Annotated in this window: 18 protein-coding genes, 1 tRNA gene and 1 riboswitch; of the genes, 3 read left to right on the plus strand and 16 right to left on the minus strand. The window is 56.5% G+C overall.

Annotated elements, in window-relative coordinates:
• Positions 1–13: 13 nt before the first annotated feature.
• Positions 14–1666 carry a DUF6377 domain-containing protein gene (locus QZR17_RS00075; RefSeq protein WP_297126129.1) on the minus strand — a complete coding sequence of 551 codons (1653 nt, stop codon included), beginning with the start codon at positions 1664–1666 and terminating at the stop codon, positions 14–16.
• 465 nt (positions 1667–2131) lie between these two features.
• Here QZR17_RS00075 and QZR17_RS00080 point away from each other — a divergent pair, with 465 nt between their 5' ends.
• Complete coding sequence (locus QZR17_RS00080; protein ID WP_297126132.1) at positions 2132–3202, plus strand: glycerate kinase; 1071 nt, start codon at positions 2132–2134, stop codon at positions 3200–3202.
• A 116-nt stretch (positions 3203–3318) separates the two neighbouring features.
• Here QZR17_RS00080 and gap read toward each other — a convergent pair whose 3' ends face one another.
• The 13 genes from gap to QZR17_RS00145 form a co-directional block, all read right to left on the minus strand.
• Positions 3319–4329, minus strand: coding sequence for a type I glyceraldehyde-3-phosphate dehydrogenase (gene gap / locus QZR17_RS00085; protein WP_297126135.1), 1011 nt, complete (start codon positions 4327–4329; stop codon positions 3319–3321).
• Between the two features lie 123 nt (positions 4330–4452).
• A complete protein-coding gene (locus QZR17_RS00090; protein ID WP_297126137.1) occupies positions 4453–4986 on the minus strand; it encodes a hypothetical protein in 534 nt (177 codons plus the stop codon).
• Between the two features lie 30 nt (positions 4987–5016).
• The gene (locus tag QZR17_RS00095; protein ID WP_296161160.1) at positions 5017–5571 is read right to left on the minus strand and encodes a hypothetical protein; all 555 of its coding nucleotides are present in this window, start codon (positions 5569–5571) and stop codon (positions 5017–5019) included.
• 126 nt (positions 5572–5697) lie between these two features.
• Positions 5698–6114 (minus strand): YtxH domain-containing protein, encoded by a 417-nt coding sequence (locus QZR17_RS00100; protein ID WP_296161163.1) that lies wholly within the window; start codon positions 6112–6114, stop codon positions 5698–5700.
• Between the two features lie 140 nt (positions 6115–6254).
• Complete coding sequence (locus QZR17_RS00105; protein ID WP_297126141.1) at positions 6255–7103, minus strand: 3'-5' exonuclease; 849 nt, start codon at positions 7101–7103, stop codon at positions 6255–6257.
• Between the two features lie 9 nt (positions 7104–7112).
• Complete coding sequence (gene proS, locus QZR17_RS00110; RefSeq protein WP_297126143.1) at positions 7113–8594, minus strand: proline--tRNA ligase; 1482 nt, start codon at positions 8592–8594, stop codon at positions 7113–7115.
• A 62-nt stretch (positions 8595–8656) separates the two neighbouring features.
• The gene (locus QZR17_RS00115) at positions 8657–9244 is read right to left on the minus strand and encodes a 4'-phosphopantetheinyl transferase family protein (RefSeq protein ID WP_297126146.1); all 588 of its coding nucleotides are present in this window, start codon (positions 9242–9244) and stop codon (positions 8657–8659) included.
• Positions 9241–10620: a gliding motility-associated protein GldE gene (gene gldE, locus QZR17_RS00120; protein WP_297126149.1), complete on the minus strand. Its 1380-nt coding sequence runs from the start codon at positions 10618–10620 to the stop codon at positions 9241–9243. Before gldE ends, QZR17_RS00115 begins: the two co-directional genes overlap by 4 nt.
• Before the next feature lie 36 nt (positions 10621–10656).
• Positions 10657–11091 (minus strand): single-stranded DNA-binding protein, encoded by a 435-nt coding sequence (locus tag QZR17_RS00125; RefSeq protein WP_297126150.1) that lies wholly within the window; start codon positions 11089–11091, stop codon positions 10657–10659.
• Positions 11092–11094: 3 nt separating this feature from the next.
• Positions 11095–12456: a histidine--tRNA ligase gene (hisS, locus tag QZR17_RS00130; RefSeq protein ID WP_297126154.1), complete on the minus strand. Its 1362-nt coding sequence runs from the start codon at positions 12454–12456 to the stop codon at positions 11095–11097.
• A gap of 27 nt (positions 12457–12483) precedes the next feature.
• Positions 12484–13041 carry a nitroreductase family protein gene (locus QZR17_RS00135; protein WP_297126157.1) on the minus strand — a complete coding sequence of 186 codons (558 nt, stop codon included), beginning with the start codon at positions 13039–13041 and terminating at the stop codon, positions 12484–12486.
• A gap of 9 nt (positions 13042–13050) precedes the next feature.
• A complete protein-coding gene (locus QZR17_RS00140) occupies positions 13051–13668 on the minus strand; it encodes a riboflavin synthase (protein ID WP_297126160.1) in 618 nt (205 codons plus the stop codon).
• Positions 13669–13724: 56 nt separating this feature from the next.
• Positions 13725–15107, minus strand: coding sequence for an alpha/beta fold hydrolase (locus tag QZR17_RS00145; protein WP_297126164.1), 1383 nt, complete (start codon positions 15105–15107; stop codon positions 13725–13727).
• Positions 15108–15360: 253 nt separating this feature from the next.
• Positions 15361–15566: riboswitch (cobalamin riboswitch) on the minus strand.
• A 269-nt stretch (positions 15567–15835) separates the two neighbouring features.
• Between QZR17_RS00145 and fumC the strand changes: the two genes are divergently transcribed.
• Positions 15836–17230 carry a class II fumarate hydratase gene (gene fumC / locus QZR17_RS00150; protein WP_297126166.1) on the plus strand — a complete coding sequence of 465 codons (1395 nt, stop codon included), beginning with the start codon at positions 15836–15838 and terminating at the stop codon, positions 17228–17230.
• Positions 17231–17315: 85 nt separating this feature from the next.
• Here fumC and QZR17_RS00155 read toward each other — a convergent pair whose 3' ends face one another.
• On the minus strand, positions 17316–19736 hold the full coding sequence (locus QZR17_RS00155; protein ID WP_297126169.1) for a transglycosylase domain-containing protein: 2421 nt from the start codon (positions 19734–19736) through the stop codon (positions 17316–17318).
• Between the two features lie 297 nt (positions 19737–20033).
• Here QZR17_RS00155 and QZR17_RS00160 point away from each other — a divergent pair.
• Positions 20034–20105: transfer RNA gene (locus tag QZR17_RS00160), tRNA-Gln, on the plus strand.
• Between the two features lie 52 nt (positions 20106–20157).
• On the opposite strand, the gene QZR17_RS00165 is transcribed toward QZR17_RS00160, so the two are convergent.
• Positions 20158–21444: a DUF2851 family protein gene (locus QZR17_RS00165; protein WP_297126172.1), complete on the minus strand. Its 1287-nt coding sequence runs from the start codon at positions 21442–21444 to the stop codon at positions 20158–20160.
• Between the last annotated feature and the right edge of the window lie 4 nt (positions 21445–21448).

Consider the following 21448-nt stretch of genomic DNA (forward strand, 5'->3'; position numbering starts at 1 on the left):
TGAGTCGAGGAGTCTACCTCGATCTCCCGATCTTCATGATCTCGCCCTCAAAGTCTTTATTCTCCACGAGGGACTTATTTTTCACCCGTGTCTTGTAGGTGTTGATCGTATTGACGGAGTAATTGAGGAAGTGTGCCACTTGCTCCGTCTTAGACACCCCGACACGGATCAGGGCAAAGATCCTCATCTCGGGGGTTAGCGGGTCGCCCGGGAGGAGCGACTGCTGCTCCTCAGGGGGGAAGAGGGCATTGTACTCAGTGACAAAGGTGGGGAAGAGATTAGTAAAGGTCTGATCGAAGTCCGCGTACATATCTTTTCGCTCTCTCGTCACCTCACTCTGGCGGATCCGCTTACGGATCGCATCGTACTGCTTGCTCTCTAATCGCTGCCTGAGGAAGCGGTAGAGCTCCTCCTGCTCGTGGAAGTAGGCACCCTGCCTGTAGAAGGAGGATCCGATGTACTCGTCCTTGATCGCATTGGCCTCCTCGAGCCGCTCATTGGAGAGTCGTAGGGCGCCATTGGCCTCCTCTATCTGTTTCGTTGCGCGGCGTAGGTGGCGCATCTGGAGGATGATCACCACGATTGCTGTGACCAGCAGAAGACAGAGCAGTGAGGCGACTATGGTGTAGCTGGTCATCTGACGTCGTCGTAGGTCAATCTGATGCATCCTGCTCTGCTCGATCAGTGGGCGAATGTCACCTACGGCTACCTTTCGGTGCTTTGCGTCATAGTAATTGGCGTCCTCCATGGCGAGGTCGATGTACCTTGCTGCTCGGTCAATGTCGCCCATACGATACAGCTCGCCTGCAAGGCGTGCAAGCGACGTGGTCTCGTGCGTGCCGGTGATCAGGTCATACCCAGCAGACTGAGCCAGAGCCTCCACCGCTGTCAGATCATCATCCATAAGAGTGGCAGCTGTCCCCTTCAGTGACAGGAGTATCGCTCGATCGCGGTCGGTGATCGACTCCTGCCGGAGTAGCTCATCGATCGTCGAGAGTGCCTCACGGTACTGGTGTAGGTGTAGCCGCTTATGGATCAGCGCATAGTAGTGGTCGTGAGAGCCCTCTGGTGTGAGGGCGATCACCTCATCTGCCTCCCTGAGACCTGCCGAGCGGTACCTGTGCGCCATCTCATCATTGTGGTCGTTGTAGTCCGCGAGGTCGAGGAAGTACTTCATCCGGAGGAGATGGACGGCGATAGCCTCCCCAGCGTCTGGTGTGCCGTCGGGAGCTATCGCATCAATGGTCTCGCGTGCCTCGAGGAAGAGTCCCGCTGAGAGGTAGCAATAGGCGACCTCTATGCCGGCGCGGTGAGTGGCACTCAAGTCCTCGAGCCGATGCCCCAGCTCCAGTGCCTCCCGAGAGAAGTATAGTGCGGAGTCAAAGCGGAATGGTCTGTACTCCTGTGCGAGCTCCAACGTTCTGCGATAGCGCTGCTCCAAGGGTGCCCCCTCCTGCTCAGTGGTCTCTAATCTTGCCCTCAGCTCACCGAGACGCTCTTCCTTGAGCTCCATATAGTGAGACCGGTGGTCGATCACTCGGTCAAGGCTGTCGAGCGCAGCGATAGCGACCCGATCAACACCCTCAGACCGATGGCAAGCCACCGAGAGGGAGAGGACCGCAAGGATCCCCACCAGACCGCCCACTATGGTTCGCAGTTTCTTCATTCGCTCTTACAAATATAGAATTTTCTTAACACCAATGAAAATCCTCCGCTACACAAAAATCCAATCCCGTATGAGGGTCGTCAGGTTTAGCAGGGATGGCGGTCGCGAATCACTTTAGTGTCTCCTCTCTTCTGAAAAACTTCATCATCATAGTCCAAGGTCTATGTGGAGACCCCCAAGTGGGAGGGTCGATCTAATACCGGTAAAAGAATTCTCTAATACCGATATTAGGCGTCACTAATATCGGTATTAGATTTTTCTTAGAGCCTATCGGTGCAAAGTGTTGGGAAACAGTCTCTCCTGTGGTAGCCCCAGAGACTGCCTGATGCCGAAGGAGAGAGCGCCCTTTATGGCTCCTGAGAATCATCTACTTATGAGCCTCTATGGGTCTCCATTTTGATACTCCCTCGTTTCGTAGACTATGGTACGAGGCTTCTGGATCATTCTGTGTATATTGTGGCTGCAATGCGATCGTACGTCTTGGTCATAGACTCCTTCAAGGGGTGCCTGAGTTCGCTGGAGGCGGAGGCGGTTGTCTCGGAGACGATCCGCCGTGCTGATCCTCTAGCGGAGGTGATCTCCGTCCCAGTCTCAGATGGAGGGGAGGGGATGCTGGACGCTTTCTTGGCAGTGATGGGGGGAGAGCGTGTATCTCTACGAGTGAGGGATCCACTGGGGAGCCCGGTCACTGCTGACTACGGCATCACGAGGGGACAGGTGGTGCTCATCGAGTCAGCCCAAGCCGTGGGACTCCACCTTGTGCCTCCGGATCGGCGTAATCCGCTCGTGGCCTCCTCGTATGGGGTGGGTCAGTTGGTAACTGATGCCTATCGTCGCGGTTACCGGCGGTTCATAATAGGGCTGGGCGGCACCGCCACCTGCGATGGTGGAGTGGGTATGCTGCAGGCGCTGACTGACGCTCTCGGGGTGGCGCGAGAGGCACTCGGTGATGCGCTCTGCAACTGTCACTTCACCTTGGCGAGTGATGTGACTAATCCGCTCTATGGCCCTCGTGGTGCGGCTTGCGTCTTTGCTCCACAGAAGGGCGCGACTCCGGTGATGGTCTCGGTGATCGAGGGTAGGATGCGAGAGCTGGCAGCTCGAGCAGCGGATCACCTTGGCTACGATCGCAGTGGTGAGCGGGGTGCGGGTGCAGCAGGCGGACTGGGCTACGCCTTTATGCAATTTCTGGGGGCGGAGTGCCGGTCCGGGATCGACCTGCTCCTGGAGTACCTGCACTTTGATGACCTCGTTCGTGGTGCCGACTGTGTGATCACCGGTGAAGGGAGTGCCGATGATCAGACCCTGATGGGGAAGTTGCCCTACGGCATCATGAGGCGTGCGAGATCCGCCGGTGTGCCTACCTGGCTCGTGGCCGGTCGGGTCGGGTCGAGGGATAAGTTGCTCGCTGCCGGCTTCGATCGCGTCGTCTGCATCAATCCACCCGGGACCCTGCTGGATGTGGCGATGAGACCCGAAGTGGCTCGGGCTAACCTTAGTGCTTCGATACGCTCTCTCCTTGAGACTATTCCATAGCAGGACCCTCTTTACCGGTTTTGGAAAAAGAAAAAAGGGCTGTGCTGACACTGGTCAGCACAGCCCCTTTTGAGCTCTACTCCCAGAGTGGGGAGTAGTCTGTGGGATGCGATTACTTACGCATTTACCTTAGCGATGTACTCGCAGAGCTCGATCAGCTTATTAGAGTAGCCGATCTCGTTGTCGTACCAAGAGAGTACCTTTACGAAGGTGTCGGTGAGAGCAATACCTGCGGTGGCGTCAAAGATAGAGGTGTGGGTGTCACCGAGGAAGTCGGAAGAAACGACAGCCTCATCAGTGTAGGCGAGGATGCCCTTCATCTCGCCCTCGCTGGCCTTCTTCATTGCCTTGCAGATCTCCTCATAGGTGGCGGGCTTCTCGAGGTTGACGGTCAGGTCAACGACAGAGACGTCCAGAGTAGGCACGCGGAGAGACATACCGGTTAGCTTGCCATTGAGAGAGGGGATCACCTTACCTACAGCCTTAGCGGCACCGGTAGAGGAGGGGATGATGTTGCCGGCAGCAGCACGGCCACCACGCCAGTCCTTCTTGGAGGGACCATCGACGGTCTTTTGGGTAGCGGTGGTGGAGTGTACGGTGGTCATAAGACCATCCTTGATGCCAAAGTTGTCGTGCAGCACCTTAGCGAGGGGTGCGAGACAGTTGGTGGTGCAGCTGGCGTTGGAGACGATCTGGGTGCCCTTCTTGTAGGTGGTGTTATTAACACCCATGACGAACATAGGGGTGTCGTCCTTGGAGGGGGCGCTCATAATGACATACTTGGCACCACCTCTGAGGTGAGCCTCGCTCTTCTCCTTGGTGAGGTAGAAGCCGGTGCACTCGAGTACATACTCGGCGCCGACCTCGTCCCACTTGCAATTAGCAGCATCGGTCTCCTGGGTGCAGCGGATCTTATTTCCATTGACGATCAGGAGGTTCTTCTCCTTATCGCAGTCCACCTCGCCCTCAAACTTACCGTGCATGGTGTCGTACTTCAGCATATAAGCGAGGTAGTCGACGTCCAAGAGGTCATTGATGGCAACGATCTGGATGTTGTCGTGCTTCTGAGCTGCGCGGAATGCACAGCGACCGATACGGCCAAAGCCGTTGATAGCTACTTTGATCATAGTGATTGTCTGTTATGTAAAATCAGTTACTGGTGTCAGTGTTATAGAGACCGCGGTATGATCCGCAATCATCAATCTTTCGATGGACAAATATAATTAAAAAAATCGGTTTTTCGTCCGTTTTTACAGTTTGAAAACCCCTTTTCCGATTCCTTTGATAAGTCCTTTAGTCAAGCCACGGAGACCACTGCCGGCTCCCCGAAGGGTCCCGGCGAGTAGGAGGCTGCTACCGACGGCTAATCCTGCAGGTATCACCACGTCCTGGAGAAGTGTGCTCCAGGAGGAGTCCTGAAGCCTGCTTACTATGGAGGGCTTACCGGTGCCCTCTCCCGGCTGGGTGTCCCGGAGGAGACGGGAGACACGTGTATGCTCACTCATCGTGCCATCCTGATCGCGATCCATACGGACGAAATGGGTGTGGGGCCTGTCAGAGGGGGCCTTGATCCCCAGCACGTTTCCTACCAGCTTTGCCGCTACCGGACTCTTGTCTGAGAGGGCTCTCAGCGCCTCTGTCTTGACCACCTCGGCACCATCGGTGCGGAGGTAGTCGACATTATTGAGGATCCGCATCTTGCTCTCCTCCGATCGGCTCTCTAAGCGGTGCTTCTGCGCCTCCAGCCGGCTCTTATAGTCTGGCTTATATGCTTTTGTACTCATAGTAGTGTACTCTCTCAGAGGAAATGATGGTTAGTTGCCCTGCAGGACGTCCTCGTCAGTAAACTGGTGAACCTCCACAACCGGGTGGTCCGGTGACTCTGTACCGGGGATCACTGACTCGCCATGGACATCAGTCACGTCGGCGACCATGGTCACTGTGGCGGTCTCACGCCGAGCCTCTCCGGCCTCTTTCTCCTCCATATCCTCCAGCTTATCCAGCTGAGCGGAGATGATCTTCTCCTCGAGCGAGCTGGTGATCGGCTTCTTGAGAAGAAGGAGGATGAGTTCGATGAGTAGCAGTAGCCCCACTAAGCACCCGAATCCAGCTGCCAGAGCGGAGACTGTGTCGTAGGCGCTCAGTAGGTCGGAAGCAAAGATCATGGCAAAAAGCAGTGCGATGACCACTTGAAGAAATAGGAGTGCCGTCAGCCCGACGACAGCCATAATAAGGTAGTACACCCCTTTGATGCCAGCAGGGACTCCCTTCTCGATTGCCTCGAGCTTTGCGAGTTCGCGCTTGGCACCCACGAAGGAGAGAGCCTCTGTCTTTACTTCATCGATGATTTGCTTGATTGTCTTAGCCATGTCTGTGCCCTATAAGTAAGGTGATACTCTCGTAGGATAAAGACAGATGGGACCGCGAAGGATCCTTGTGAGGATACTTCGGCAATCCCATCTGTAGATAAGTGGCTCTGAGTGCGCCAAGGGGGCTTAGTCCTTGCTGACCTTCTTCTTGGCCTCCTCAGCGAGCTTGTCCTTCTGCTCCTTGGCCTCAGCCTTGAGGTCCTCGAGCTCCTCCTCAGTCAGGTCAGCAACCTTCTGAGCGGTGTCCTTAGCCTTATTTCCCAGCTGGGAAGCGGAGTCCTTCACTGTAGAGTAGATGTCCTCTGCGTCGCCCTTGATGTCCTCAACGTAGTGAGAGAGGTCGCGACCGGCCTTGCGCGCGCGGATACGACCCTCATAATAAGCGTCCTTCACGTTGCTCTTCACCTTGTCTGCGGTGTCAGACATATCATCAATGAGCTGGTTGCGACGGCTCTCGTCAGAGAGGTATGCGATGGCCGCTCCGATGGCTGAGCCTACGAAGAGACCCAGCATAAACTTTATTCCGGAATTATTGTTACTCATAACTCTTCCTTGTGTAATTAGTGTCTACGGTTAGTGTTCGGCGATAGGGGGATTACCTCCCCTATCTTCTGTACAAATATACCTTTTTTCTAATACACAGACAATTCTGCTATCCTTTATTGCAAAAATACCATCGCGACCTAAGGTCCCACTCGTCGGTCAAGGTAGTCCTCGACATTGGGCAGGTCCCCCGGCTCCGTCTCATCAGGGTAGCGGAGGCGGAGCTGTGCGAGACAGATCCGAGTCAGGCAGACATTTCGCCAGCCGGTGATGTCGATGGCGTCCATGTCTGCTGGACTGATCCCGGTGTACTCGTTGGTGAGGGACGTGAGGGAGCGGTAGTGGTGTCGCCAGTGAGGGTCGAGGGCAGCGCTAAGCACCATGGTGCAGATCGCCTCCTTATGCTTGAGCCAATACTCTGCCGTCGGGTGTAGCCGCCGTATCGCTCCGAGGAGGATGCTTAAGTCAAAGCGGACGTTGTGGCAGACGAGGACGGAGGATCTCTTGATGAGCGGAAGGAGCAGCTCGAGGAGCTCTTCCTCGCTCTTCCCCATGATCTGGAGTGTGTGGGTGTCCAAGTGGTGTACCCTCCTCGCTTCGTCGCTGCCGGCATTGCTCTGCTCCACCAGCACCACGCCGTGACAGAGCTCACGGTATTGATCGTCTAAGCCCAGCCAAGCTGCCTGCACGATGCGGTCTTCCTCGCCCTGCCGGATCGAGAGCCCGGTGGTCTGCAGGTCGAGGATAAAGTAGCGTGGGTAGATCCCTTGCCTCTCAGCTGTCAGCCTCTCCAGCTCCTCGGTAGGCACCATAGGTGGCTGGAGCTGCTTCAGTAGCTCTGCGTAGGGGATAGAGGGTGATGACATAGGTACATTAGGCTTCCTCTTGACGGTGTGATTGCGGTAGCCGGCACGCCTCAAAAGAGTATCGCCGAGGAGCAGGTAGACCAGCACCACGGCGATAAGGATAAGTAGTCCTGCTTGGCTCATCGAGCCTTATCAGTAGGAGCAGGCAAAGAGTACTCGGCGCTCGGAGGGCTTGCCGGTCAGGATGTCCTTACCCGGCTCGTCCGGCTGACCGAGTGGGATGCATCGGATCGTCGCCTTGGTCAGGTCCTTGATGCGCTCCTCGGTCTCGGCGGTGCCGTCCCAGTGCGCCATTACGAAGCCACCGGCCTCGACCTTCTCGCAGAAGTCGTCCCAGTCGTCGCAGCTGTAGGTGTGTGCGGTACGGAAGTCAAGGGCGCGCTTGTAGAGATTCTCCTGGATCTGATCCAGCAGATCCTCGACCCGCTTGCCGATGCCCTCGTAGGGGACGGTCTCCTTCTCCAGCGTGTCTCGGCGCATCACCTCTATCGTCCCCTCCTCGACGTCGCGAGGTCCGAGGGCGAGGCGAACCGGTACGCCCTTCATCTCGTACTCGGAGAACTTCCACCCCGGCTTCTTGTTGTCCGCATCGTCGTACTTTACCTTAATGTCGTGATCGCGAAGTTCCTTGATGAGCGGCTCCACCAGCTCGGTGATCTGAGCACGCTCCTCATCACTCTTGTAGATCGGGATGATCACAACATCGATAGGAGCCAGCGCAGGCGGCAGCACCAGTCCGTTGTCGTCAGAGTGGGTCATGATCAGTGCGCCCATCAGGCGGGTCGATACGCCCCACGAGGTGGCCCAGACCAGTTTCTCCTCGCCATCCTTGTCGGCAAAGGTGACGTCAAAGGCCTTGGCAAAGTTTTGCCCCAAGAAGTGTGACGTACCGCTCTGCAACGCTTTCCCATCCTGCATCATCGCCTCAATGGTGTAGGTGTCGATGGCACCGGCAAAGCGCTCTGTGGGCGTCTTTACGCCGCGGATGACCGGCATAGCCATCTTTTTCTCAGCAAAGTCAGCATACACCCGGAGCATCTGACGAGCACGCTCCTGAGCCTCCTCCTCGGTGGCATGGGCGGTGTGACCCTCCTGCCAGAGGAACTCGCTCGTGCGGAGGAAGAGACGGGTACGCATCTCCCAGCGCATGACGTTGCACCACTGATTGCAGAGCAGGGGAAGGTCGCGCCAGGAGTGGATCCAATTCTTGTACGTATTCCAGATCACCGTCTCTGAGGTGGGGCGGATGATCAGCTCCTCATCGAGCTTGGCCTCGGGGTCGACGATGACAGCAGACTCGTCTTCTGTCGCCTTGAGCCGGTAGTGGGTCACCACGGCGCACTCCTTGGCAAAGCCCTTGACATGCTCCGCCTCCCGGCTGAGGAAGGACTTAGGGATCAGGAGGGGAAAGTAGGCGTTGCTTACGCCGGTCTCCTTGAATGACTTATCGAGAAGCTCCTTCATCCGCTCCCAGATAGCGAAGCCGTATGGCTTGATGACCATACAGCCGCGGACGGCAGCATTCTCCGCTAGGTCAGCCTTCAGTACGATGTCGTTGTACCACTGGGAGTAATTCTCTGACCGGGGCGTGATTGCCTTGATTTTCTTAGCCATATTCTTTGGCAATTTTATTGAAAGTATGTTTGGGTAACAAAGGTACCACTTTTTACATATCCTCAGAGGACGATCAGACGCTCCTCCACCTCGGGGGCGGTGATAAAGGCGAGGACGAGCGGGTCCGGATAGGTGTGGTGGCTCTCGGAGAGAGTACTTAGTTCGCTGCCCGACCTGTAGGATACCGATACCTCACCGAGGCGACTGACAGCGAAGTGTCCCGGTGCGAGGAGGGTGATGTCCGTCTGGAAGTCCCGCACGTAGCGACTGAAGGCCTTGAAGATCGCCTCCTTGGCACTCCATAGCTCAAGTGGGCTTATCTGTGGGTAGTTCGCCATTGCCCGGCGATCTGCCTCCGTGGTGTAACGTGGGAGGATCCTCGCGGCCTGATCCGCCTTATCCTCCACATCGATGCCCACCGGTAGTAGTCCCGCAGGAGCCACCTGGAGGGCAACGCTGCAGTGGCAGTCGGAGGAGGAGTAGAGGAGGTCGGGTCGGTTGGGGAAGTAGGGCGCTCCGTCTGTGTAATGAGCCACATGCGGCAGCTCCTCGTCGGCAAAGAGCCGCCGGAGTCCACGCTTCAGCGTCAGGTGGGTATCCTCTCTTGAGTCAATGCGGGGGATCACCACCACTGAGGACCGGTTAGTCATGGTCTCTCCTCAGTCTCTTGCTTCCTCACCTCGTCGTCCTGAGTCTTCTCCGGGTCGGGGATGAAGAGGATCTTGCTGATGCGCCTGTTTGTGATGGAGAGCACCTTGAATTGATGCCCGTCGATAGTGATCACCTCATTGACCTGGGGAAAGTCCCCCTTCACCTCCAGCAGCAGTCCCGCCAGCGTCTCCGCCTCGTCCGATACCCTTAAGATGGCATCGTAGTCCTCCACCTTGACGATGCGGAGGAAGTCAAGGATGCTGATCTTGCCATCAAAGACAAAGGACCCGTCTGGAAGCTCCTTGTAGAGCTGCTCGTCCTCATCGTACTCGTCCTCGATGTCTCCGACGATCTCCTCTAATAGATCCTCCATCGTCACCAGACCGCTCGTACCACCATACTCATCCACCACGATCGCCATATGGCGACGCTCCTTACGGAAGACCTCCAGCATATGGCTTACCTTCACGTCCTCTGGTGTGTATAGTACCTCTCTCAGCAATCCCTCCCATCGGAAGTCGGGTGCCTCGCTGAGATGCTGTAGGAGGTCCTTGGCGTACAGGATCCCCTTGATCGAGTCGATCCGCTTGTAGTAGACCGGTATGCGCGAGTAGCCGCACTCCTCGACGAAGGAGAGCACCTCCGCATAGGGTGTTGAGAGCTCCAGCGCCGCCATATCGATCCTCGGTGTCATCACCTCGGAGACAGTCTTGCGCTGGAAGAGCAGTATCTCATTCAGCACCCCCTGCTCCTCGCTGTCCTCCGTTGTCAGTTCGATTGCCTTGCTGAGGTCCTCTCGGTCGAGCTCAGACTTATTCTTTGTCAGGGACTTGCCAATCACTTCGCCCATACGGACGAGAGCCTTATTAATCCCTTTGAGGGCGCCATAGAAGGTGAAGAGAGTGGTGACATTACGACGTGCCACCCTGAGCGGATCCATCTGTGTGGAGACCTTCGGGATAATCTCGCCCACCAGCAGGATCGCAAAGGTGATGACCACCACCTGCAGTATGAAGCCGAGCGTACGCGCATGGGAGAAGTCCAGCGTCTGATTGACGACCGAGTCACTCAGCATCACGATCGCCGTATTGACGAAGTTATTGGAGATCAATATCGTGCTGAGCATATACTCTCCATGCTCCAGCAGATAGATCACCTTCTTGTCCCGCTCCTCCTTAGAGGATTTCAGCTCCTCCAGTTGCGATGGGGTGAGGGCGAAGTAGGCCACTTCCGATGAGGAGCAAAAGCCACTGTAGTAGAGACAGACTGCGATAAGTACCAGAGTAATGACCAGCGTCACGATGCCCTCCGGTCCCAGTGGGATCACGCCCACGCCCTTTAGTAGCCCGCTACTGATGTATTCGATGCCTTCCAAGGATAAAAATTGCTATACTGTCTATCATCGGGGGGGTCAAAAAGGCAGACCAGACTCCGCATCCTTACTGAGCGTCTCTCTATAGTCTGCGTAAGGCGAAGTGATCGACGCCTCCTGAGGGGTCACTGTCTTGGGCTGAGGCTTAGAGATGAGAGCCACCTGCTCAGCAATGATCATCGCCTTGCGATTGTATCTATCCTCTCCACTGCGGTACCTCTTATAAGTCAGTCTGCCGACCACCCGAACCTTATACCCCTTACGGACGTGGGCCTCCACATAGTGAGCGGGCTCCCGGTAGCAGACGACGTCATGCCAGTCTGTCACCGCTCCACCCGGGGTGTCGGGGAGGAGACTGTCTGTCGCCACGCTGAATGATGCCATGCAGGTCCTCTCATCCAGGTAGCGGATCAGCGGGTCATGCCCCACGTTTCCCTGCAGCTCTACCCTGCAGTATGTATCGCTGTCACCCATGACTCACGACCGGAGGAGAGCTATCAGCTCCTCGGTGGTATAGCTCTGCTGCTCACCCGACTCCATATCCTTGACGCTAATGGTATGTTGCTCGATCTCGTCATCGCCGATGAAAGCAACGTAAGGGATCGAGAGTGCATTGGCGTAGGACATCTGCTTCTTCATCTTCGCATCGTCCGGGTAGACCTCCGCCGTGATCCCCTCACTGCGGAGCACGCCGAGTAGGGGAAGGATGTAGTCCAAGGCTTTCTCCCCAAAGTTGATGAAGAGCAGCTGCGTCCCCGAGTGGGTCGATTCGGGATAGAGATCCAGCGCCTCCAGTACGTCGAAGATCCGCTCCGCACCAAAGGAAATCCCCACACCGCTCATACCACTCTGCCCAAATACTCCTGTGAGATTGTCATACCGACCTCCACCGGTGATGCTCCCCATAGGGGTGTCGAGCGCTTTCACCTCGAAGATAGTCCCTGTGTAGTAGTCCAAGCCGCGTGCCAATGAGAGGTCCAGCCGAACCTCATTTTGCATGCGACAGTGGTGTAGCTTGTCGAGGATGTAGGTCAGCTCCTCCACCCCCTTGCGACCCACCTCGCTCTCGCGGAAGAGGTCGGCGAGCTTCTCCAGCTTCTCCTCATTGCTTCCCGAGATACCGAGGATCGGCTTTAAGCGACTGATCGCCTCCTCGCCGATGCCCTTGCCACGCAGTTCCTCCTCGACACCCTCCCAGCCGATCTTCTCCAGCTTGTCGATGGAGACGGTCAGGTCGATGATGTTCTCGATCCCCAGCTGCTCGCTGATGGCAGTGAGCAACTTCCGATTATTGAGGAGGATCACGACCCGCACGCCCAGCTTGGCGAAGACGGTATCGATGATCTGTGTCAGCTCCACCTCATGCAGGAGGGAGTCGGAGCCGATCACGTCGGCATCGCACTGGTAAAACTCGCGGTACCGACCCTTCTGGGGGCGATCCGCACGCCATACCGGCTGTATCTGGTACCGCTTGAAGGGGAGGGTGATCTCATTACGGTGCTGCACCACATACCGAGCAAAGGGGACCGTTAGGTCATACCGCAACCCACGATCGCAGGCTCGGGAGGCAAAGTCAGCCGGATCGATCGTCAGCAGCTCCTGCCGGTCGAAGTCCTTGAGGCTGTCGCCCGAGTTGAGGATGCGGAAGATCAGCCGATCCCCCTCGTCGCCATACTTCCCGAGTAGGGTGGAGAGGTTCTCCATCGCCGGCGTCTGTATCTCGCGATAGCCATAGAGCCGGTAGGTGCTGATGATCGTATTGAGTATGTAATTGCGCTTCGCCATCTCCTCGGGGGAGAAGTCACGAGTGCCCTTGGGTATGCTTGGTTTCTGAGCCATAAATGATGTTGCTACAGAGGGATGAGGTTAGTACGTATTATAGGAGCGGATCTTGTCCATCTTCTTCCTGGTCTTGGGTCGCATAGGGTCGTCGGAGTAGCCGAGCGACACCACCAGCTGGACCGTCTTCTCCCGAGGTATCCGGAGGATGTCCTGGATCTTCTTATTATCCACCCAGCCTATGACGCAGGTGTCAAGCCCCTCGCTGCGTGCTGCCAGCGTGAGATAGCCCACGGCGATACCGATGTCGATCCGGGAGAAGTGCTGTTTCTTGAGGAGGTTTCCTACTTTTGCCGCCACATTGGCTGCCTCCTCGACTACGACGATGAGCGCAGGCGCCTCCTTGGCGAAGGTGTTCATTGATGGGAGTAGGGGGGAGGTGAGACACTTCGCGACAGCGACCTTGAGCTCCGGATCATCAACGACGATGAAGCGCCAGGGTTGCGAATTGGTGGCAGATGGTGCCAAGTGTGTCAGATCAAGTATGCGCTCGATTGCCTCACGTGGTACCGGCTTATCGAGATACTTGCGAGTACTCTGGCGCGACTGGATCAGCTCGCTGAGAGGGTTGCTGTCGGGGTCCATGGGAGAGAGTTACTGACGGAAGGTGATAAGCTTGGCGAGGTACTTGCCGATGATGTCAAACTCGAGATTGACCCGCTTCCCCTCCGACAGGTCACCAAAGTTGGTGATCTCCTTGGTGTAGGGAATGATGGCGACCTTGAAGGTGTCTCTCTCGGAGTCCACCACTGTGAGGCTGACGCCATTGATGCAGACAGAGCCCTTCTCCACAGTGGTGTAGCCACGAGCTGCCATCTCGTCAGTGACACTGTAGCGGAAGGTGTAGTAGGTACTTCCACCCACATCCTCCAGCCCGATGCACTCGGCAGTGGTATCGACATGCCCCTGGACGATATGCCCATCGAGGCGACCATCACTCCTCATGCTCCGCTCCACATTGACCCGATCACCGGGCTTGAGGTCGCCGAGGTTGGAGCGCTCAAGGGTCTCCTGCACCGCGGTGACTGTGTAGCTCTTCTCCTCAGGATGGATTGAGACAACTGTCAGGCAGACTCCATTGTGCGCCACGCTTTGGTCTATCGCCAACTCGTCCCAAAAGGGGACGGTCAGGGTAAGGTCCACATTGGTACTATTGTGAGGGTGATCCACGCGGAGCACCTTTGCCGTTGTCTCGACTATTCCGGAAAACATATAGAGGATTACTTACTGATAACTATCACTGATAGTGCAAATTTACCCAAAAGGCATTACCTGCCCAATTCCCCCTCCTTGATCCACTCCGTCATCATCTCCAGAGCCTCGCTCGAGAAGCCGGGCTTGAGCTGGACGTACTCGCCCGGGAGACCGGTGCTGCAGGGTAGAAAAAGGTGATTGAGCCCTGCAATCTCTTCTGTCGTCACACCGGAGGATGCTGTCGCAAGGCGCTTGATTGCGCCGAGATTGTCTGACGCCTCCACCTGCATATCCTTACTCCCATTAAGAGCCAGTATCGGGCAGGTGATCCGCGGAAGGAGGGCGGAGGGATCGCTCCTGAGGAACTCCTTATAGTATGGTGTGGAGGTCGCATCAAGCATCGATCGGAAGTCCCTGTCGCTGAGCACCATCGCTCTCGTGCCGGCTCGCTGCTCCTCGCGGACCAGCGGTAGCACCCTCTCGAAGTAGCCCCGCATCAGCGTAGAGTCCTCCGCTCGGGTCGTGGAGTGGTAGGCGAGATCCTTGAATGTCTCACTGGTAATCTTGGCGAAGTCCTCCTTTGCCTCGGGGGAGATCAGGCTTGACATCATTACTACATTCTGGTATGTGATGATCTCCACACCTGAGGTCCCCGGGGCGGCAAGCAGCACGATGAAGTCGACCTCTGCCGGACTCTCTGCTGCGATCCTCTCGGCGATCAGTCCTCCCTCGCTGTGACCTATGAGACCCACCCTCGAGTAGCGTCCCGTCCCTCTGAGGTGCTCAAGTGCCGACTTGGCATCTGCCACGAAGTCACTCAGCATAGAGGCTCCGAATGCCCCCGTAGACTCGCCCACTCCTCGCTTGTCATACCTCAGCACGGTGATGCCCTGCCGGGTGAGGTAGTCGGCTATGTCGCGGAGAGGCTTGTGTGGCCCCAGCTTCTCGTCCCTATCATTGGGTCCACTACCCGCCACTAGGACCACTGCGGTAGAACTCCTCCGCTCACTAGGCTCCGTCAGTGTGGCAGCGAGGGTCACCTCTCCCGAGGGGATGGAGAGCTCGGTGGCGTGGTAGGGGAGGTCGCCCTTGGGCTTGCTCTTCCGGTACTCACCTCGTATCAGATCCAGTCGAGTGGTAAACCCTTGCTGAGAGAAGTCTCCCCGGATCGTATCACCCTCGAGCTGACCGCTATAGCTGGCACCGATGGTGCGGCTCTGCCAGCTGAGCGTCCGGCTATCGGGGCTGAAGCTGATCTGCTCCACCGGGATCCCTCGGGCCCCCTGCTCCGGGCTGTCTAAGGTGGCGGAGTAGCCGTCGGTCCCCTCCGTGATGTGGAGCACAAGCGGCAGGCTGTAGGTTGGTGTGACCTGCAAGATCCCATGCCAAGTGTCGGCGATCTGAGCCTGGCAGGTGAGCGCAAGGATGGAGAGCGCAAGGATAATGTGGTTTCTCATCGCTATGAATAAAGTGAGTCAGTAAAACTAATCGACTGAAAGGTACAAAAAAAGGAGAGACCGCCACCGTCGGATGTCGGTGACCGTCTCTCCTAAAAGTGCATAGACTCGATCCGCTTCACAGAGGGTCGTCATCACTCAGTATGAATTACCTGACCACACTTGGGATAATAGTCGCTGATAGCGAGTCAAAAATTGGAAAATACAGATGGACTACATCCTTTCAGTGGCACCGCTCCAGTCCTCGGGAGCGATACAAAATGCACGTGACGGCAGGTTTTCTGGCTTGTCTCTCGGCTCGTCGCCTTCCCATACTCCTCCGAGGAGGACCACAGTGGCATCACTTCGAGCCGATCGGTTGGAGACTTACAGCAGCGGGTCTGCACAGGACTTGCACCTGTTTCCCTCTTACTCCGATGAGCGAGTGTCCATCGGATCACCGTCACCGCAAAGGTACATTTTTTCTCTTCATTGTCACCCCCATTTCGCCCATTGGACCGGCTGATTTCTTTTACCGATATTAGATGTCACTAATACCGATATTAGTTGCGCCTAATATCGGTAAAAGAAATGCCCCACATAGCGAGCCACTTTCCGCTCACAATTAAGAGTGCAGTCTGACCGGTGGAGCAAGGATGGTGGGACTGCTTTGCGAAAGACTCTATTTTGGGTAACTTTGGAAGAAAGTTAGGTAAGTACAACGCTAATAGTAAATAGTCAAGCCAATTATGGAGTATCGTATCGAGCATGATACCATGGGCGAGGTGAAGGTCCCCGCTGATAAGTACTGGGCTGCCCAGACAGAGCGCAGTCGCAATAACTTCCGGATCGGTCCCGCAGCCTCTATGCCGCACGAGATCATCACTGCCTTCGGGTATCTGAAGAAGGCGGCCGCTTATGCCAATTGCGAGCTGGGGGTCCTCCCTCAGGAGAAGCGTGATCTCATCGCTCAGGCGTGCGACGAGATCATCGAGGGCAAGCTGGATGATCAGTTCCCTCTCGTCATCTGGCAGACCGGTAGCGGCACGCAGTCCAATATGAATGTCAATGAGGTGGTTGCCAATCGCTGCCACGTCCTCAATGGTGGCAAGCTGGGCGAGCCGAGCCTGATACATCCCAATGACGATGTCAATAAGTCTCAGTCCAGCAACGACACCTTCCCCACCGCGATGAGCATCGCCGCCTACACCAAGGTAGTACAGCATACTCTCCCAGCGGTGAAGAAGCTCCAGAAGAGCCTCGAGAAGAAGGCTGAGGACTTCAAGGACATCGTCAAGATCGGGCGGACCCACCTGCAGGACGCTACCCCTCTGACGCTCGGACAGGAGTTCTCCGGCTACGCAGCACAGCTGGGCTATGCGATCAGGGCGATCGAGGCGACCCTGCCGCACCTCGCTGAGCTGGCGCTAGGCGGGACTGCCGTCGGCACCGGACTCAATACGCCCAAGGGCTACGCCGAGCTGGTGGCCAAGTACATCGCAGACTTTACCGGGGAGCCCTTCGTGACGGCGCCCAATAAGTTTGAGTCACTTGCCGCTCATGACGCCGTGGTGGCGGCTCATGGGGCACTCAATGGTCTTGCGGCCTCTCTCTTTAAGATCGCCAATGACATCCGTCTCCTCGGCTCCGGTCCTCGCTGCGGCATCGGTGAGATCCACCTGCCGGAGAATGAGCCGGGCTCCTCGATCATGCCCGGTAAGGTCAATCCTACCCAGTGTGAGGCAATGACTATGGTCTGCGTACAGGTCTTTGGCAATCAGACCACGATCACGATGGCCGGTGCAACTGGTAACTACGAGCTGAATGTCTTCAAGCCGGTCATGGCAGCCAACTTCCTCCAGTCCGCTCAGCTGCTCGGCGATGCCTGTCTCTCGCTGGAGGAGCACTGCGTTGCCGGCATTGAGCCAAATAGGGAGCGCATCAATACCCTGCTCAATAACTCTCTGATGCTGGTCACGGCACTCAACACCCACATCGGGTATGAGAAGGCGGCTAAGATCTCCAAGGCTGCATTCCACAATGGGACCACACTCCGCGAGGAGGCTGTAAAGTCCGGCTTCCTCACTGCCGAGGAGTTTGACGAGTGGGTCCGCCCGGAGGATATGGTGGGAAGCCTTAAGTAATAGGGGACCCTGCTGATCCGAAAAAAGTCGGATCTCGCACTTGATCAGGTGCGGGATCCGACTTTTTGGTACTGTCCTCTACCGATTAGGAGAAGAGGTCGTCGATCTCCTTGGGGGCTTGCTGTTGGTGTGGCTCTGTGACATCCTCTCTGTCGTACGCAACACCTGCAGCATCGTCTCGGCGACATGGCTCAAAGCCCTCGGGGAAGGTAAATTTTAGCCCAGGATCAATGCCGAGGGAGGTGTCCTTCTGTAGCTCCTTGTCTCCGTAGATCTTCTGGAAGAACCTCGCCACCACCGGCAGTGCCAAGCTCGCGCCCTGACCCATGCGCATGCCATCGAAGTGGATCGATCGGTCCTCACCACCTACCCAGCAGCCGGTGCTGAGCTTAGGGGTAAAGCACATAAACCATCCGTCCGAATGATTCTGTGTCGTACCGGTCTTCCCTCCCATATCGGCATCGATGCCGTAACGGAAGCGCATCCTGCTGCCGGTACCGCCATTCATTACTTCACGCATCATATAGAGCGTCTTGTAGGCGGCATCCTCAGGGAGGACCTCGTGGACCTTGGAGGTGAAGTTGGCCACCACATTTCCATACTTATCCACAATCTTGGTGACGTAGAGGGGCTCTTGTCGCATTCCTTTTTGGCTAAAAGTGGTGAAGGCTCCCACCATTTCCTCGACCGATATGTCACAAGAGCCGAGACAGAGGGCGAGGGTCGGCTCTATCGTGCCGGTGACGCCCATACTGTGGAGGTAATTGACGAAGCTAGTGGAGTAGCCGTCACTTGACAGCTGACCCATAAGCCAGGCGGTGACCCAGTTATCCGAGTGCTTCAGTCCCCATCCGATGGAGACCATCTCGCCGATCATGGAGGAGCCGGCGTTTCGCGGTGTCCAGATGGAGCCGTCAGGATTGCGGAGTGCCGGCTGTACGTGAAGCAATTGGTCGCATGGTGTGAAGCCCTCGTTCATCGCCATGGAGTAGAGATAAGGCTTGATCGTCGACCCCACCTGACGGCGTCCCTGCGTTACCATGTCGTACTTAAAGGTGAGGAAGTCCGGTCCTCCGACGTAGGCGCGTACCTCTCCCGTCTCGCTATCCATAGCCATAAAGCCGGATCGGAGGAAGGTCTTGGCATATATGATTGAGTCCCTCGGAGTCATCACCGTATCGCGCAGGGTGGTGATGTAACTGTCTCCGCTGCGCTCATAGGCAAATACCTGCATCTCGGTGGGCTTGTCAAAGGAGGCGATGATCTCCTCCTCGGGTACCCCGGCGGCTCGCATAGTGAAGTAACGTCCACTCTGACGGACTGATCGGTCAATGATCTTATCTCGCTCTTGGGACGTGATGCTATTGGAGAAGGGCGCATTGGCACGACCCGATTTCTCTCGATCAAAGGCGGGCTGAAGGGTGGAGGCCAGGTGCTCGATCATAGCCGCCTCGGCGTGCTCCTGCATCCGGGTATTGATCCCGGTGTAGATCTTGAGCCCGTCCGTATAGATGTCGTAGTTGGAGCCATCCTCCTTCTTATTCTTTGCACACCAGCCATAGAGCGGATTATTGATCCAGGCGACAGAGTCTCGGCTGTACTGGTCTCTCTGCCAGTCCGGATAGTCGCTCCGGCGGGGCTCCTTAGCTGTCATGATCTGACGGATATACTCCCTGAAGTAAGGTGCAGCTCCGTTATTGTGGGTGCGGCGATTGAAGACCAGCTTGATCGGGATCTCCTTGTGCTCGGCAGCCTCCTCCTTAGTGAGGAAGCCCTTCTCGACCATTCGGTCCATCACTAGGTTGCGCCGGGTGAGAGCGCGCTCCTCATGGCGACGGGGGTTGTAGAAGGAGGGATTCTTGACCATACCCACGAGGAGAGCCGACTCCTCCACCTCCAGATCCTTGGGTAGCTTGCTGAAATAGGTGAGAGAGGCCTGCTCGATCCCAATGGCATTGTAGAGGAAGTCAAATTGATTGAGGTACAGGCTGATGATCTCCTCCTTGGAGTAGCGCCGCTCCAGCTCCACCGCTATGACCCACTCGATCGGCTTCTGAAGCGCTCTCTCTATGATATTGTCCGCCTGAGGGGAGTAGAGCTGCTTAGCGAGCTGCTGGGTGATCGTACTACCACCGCCGGAGTCTTTGTCGCCCATGATGATGGTGCGGAAGAAGGCCCTCAGTACGCCCATCATGTCGATGCCGCTATGGTCGGTAAATCGCTTGTCCTCAGTGGCGATCAGCGCATGGACGAGCGAGGGTGCGAGGTCGTTGTAGTCCGTATGGATTCGATTATTATCCTGCAGGGCATAGGTCCCCAGCACCTGACCATCCTGACTGATCACCTGTGAGGCGTAGCGGTCGATCGGATTTTGCAGGTCCTCAATCGGGGGCATATAACCGATGACCCCCTTAGAGATCAGGAAAAAGAGGAGAATCACGGCTACGACTCCGGCAGCGAAAATGATCCAGAGCCAGGTGATAAACTTTTTGAAGCCTTGTGACATGACGATGAGTATATCAAGTATTCGTGCTTGAGGCGGATAAGTCCATTCTAATTCATAGGCTCTTACTACGAAGACCTATTAATGCGCCAAATTTACCACTTTTCGCTAACTCTGACCTCCTCCAATCCCAGGGGCTGAGGCATCGCTGCTCTGTGCATAGAGCTACCCACATCCTCACCTCCCGTTCATAACGATCGATGCGGAGAGGCTTGTGGCTAACCATTATGAAAATATTTGCTTACAGCTATTGGCTAAGTCGGTAAATAGTCTTACCTTTGCAACGTCAAAGAGACACAATGTCCTATGGTGTAATTGGCAACACGCAAGATTCTGGCTCTTGAATTTAAGGTTCGAGTCCTTATAGGACAACTGACGAAGCGACCCTACTGCAGATGCGGTGGGGTCGCTTTGCTTGTCAGACCTATGTAGATCGACCGCTCTGTGGCAGTGTGCGGAGCAGCTCGAAGAGCCGGACCGCCATCGGGCAGCTGAGGCAGTGGTAGGGGATGCAGTGGTTGGTGTAGAGCTCCAGCATACACTGGGTATCGAGGGCGTTGGTCGCCGTGATGCCATACCGGCTGAAGAGATCGATGTAGCTATTTCGCTCGGGAGGGAGCTCCCGCAGCCGGTCGAGTGCGGCCTCCTTGCCCGCGTGTGAGCCGCTCCACTCCGCATAGTAATAGACGGTGGGGATGATGGCGTTGATCATCAAGATCCGGATCAGACTGTCGCCTATTGCTCCTATCCGGCGAGATGACGGCTGACCGAAGTCGAGGTGAGACTGCCAGTAGGGTGAGGGCTCCACTCGTAGCAGGTGATCCAGCCTCTCCCAGTCTCTCGTGGTGACAGCCCCCATCAGCTCATCCTCGTGGTGGAAGATCTGAGCCGCTACGGATAGCATCCGTGCGGGGTAGGCGGCAGGGCGTAGCCTTAGCTTGCGAAACTTTCCTTCCCCGATCGGTGTGAGGTCAAAGGCAGAGCGGTAGAAGAGATACTCCTCGGTCAGCTGTGCCTCGTACTCATCTCGGGGAGCTGTGGTCTGGAGAAGTCCCGCCTGTCCGAGCAGTATCGCCTCCAGGGCTGTAGGGTCGGAGGCGTGGCGCTTAAGGGCTCTGTAGGGGATGCTTCGGGCGGTCTCCTCCATAGGGTCATTGTTGCGGTGACAGCCGAGGTAGCGCATAATAGAGCGGAAGAGGAAGGCATTGACCCCGCCCTCATGGACTGGACCTGCTGCCATTCGCTCCACTCTATTGTGCATCCGCTCATGGATGAGTGGGCGGAAGCAGCTCCTGATCTCATCAATGCTGATCTCGGTGATCTCAGGTGTGCAGCGGAGGGATCGCCCACTCACCTGTAGCTTGGTCATCCGGTCTACCGCCTCCTTGCTGAGTCGCAGCACTCCACAGGGCACTCTCTCGCCTCTCTGGTCGTATACCTCTTTGTCGTCCTCTAGGACGATGTGGAGTATGAGGTCGGAGTAGCGTGGGTCGGTGTCGTGCCCGTGGGCGTACCAGTCGGAGGCGCGCAGGTGCAGCTCTACGCTTCCTACCCACAGGATCTTCCCTAAGCGAATACGTGCCATGGTGAAGTCGGGCCCATCGGAGCTGTTTTGCACACCGACACTCTCCACCTCGACCTGCTGACCCCGCACGGTGAGGTCATCGAAGAGCCGGTTGCTCCAGCAGTATTGCAGTATATCCTCAGTCACTCCT

The sequence above is a fragment of the uncultured Porphyromonas sp. genome (assembly GCF_900541275.1).
In the GTDB taxonomy this organism is placed as follows: Bacteria; Bacteroidota; Bacteroidia; order Bacteroidales; family Porphyromonadaceae; genus Porphyromonas_A.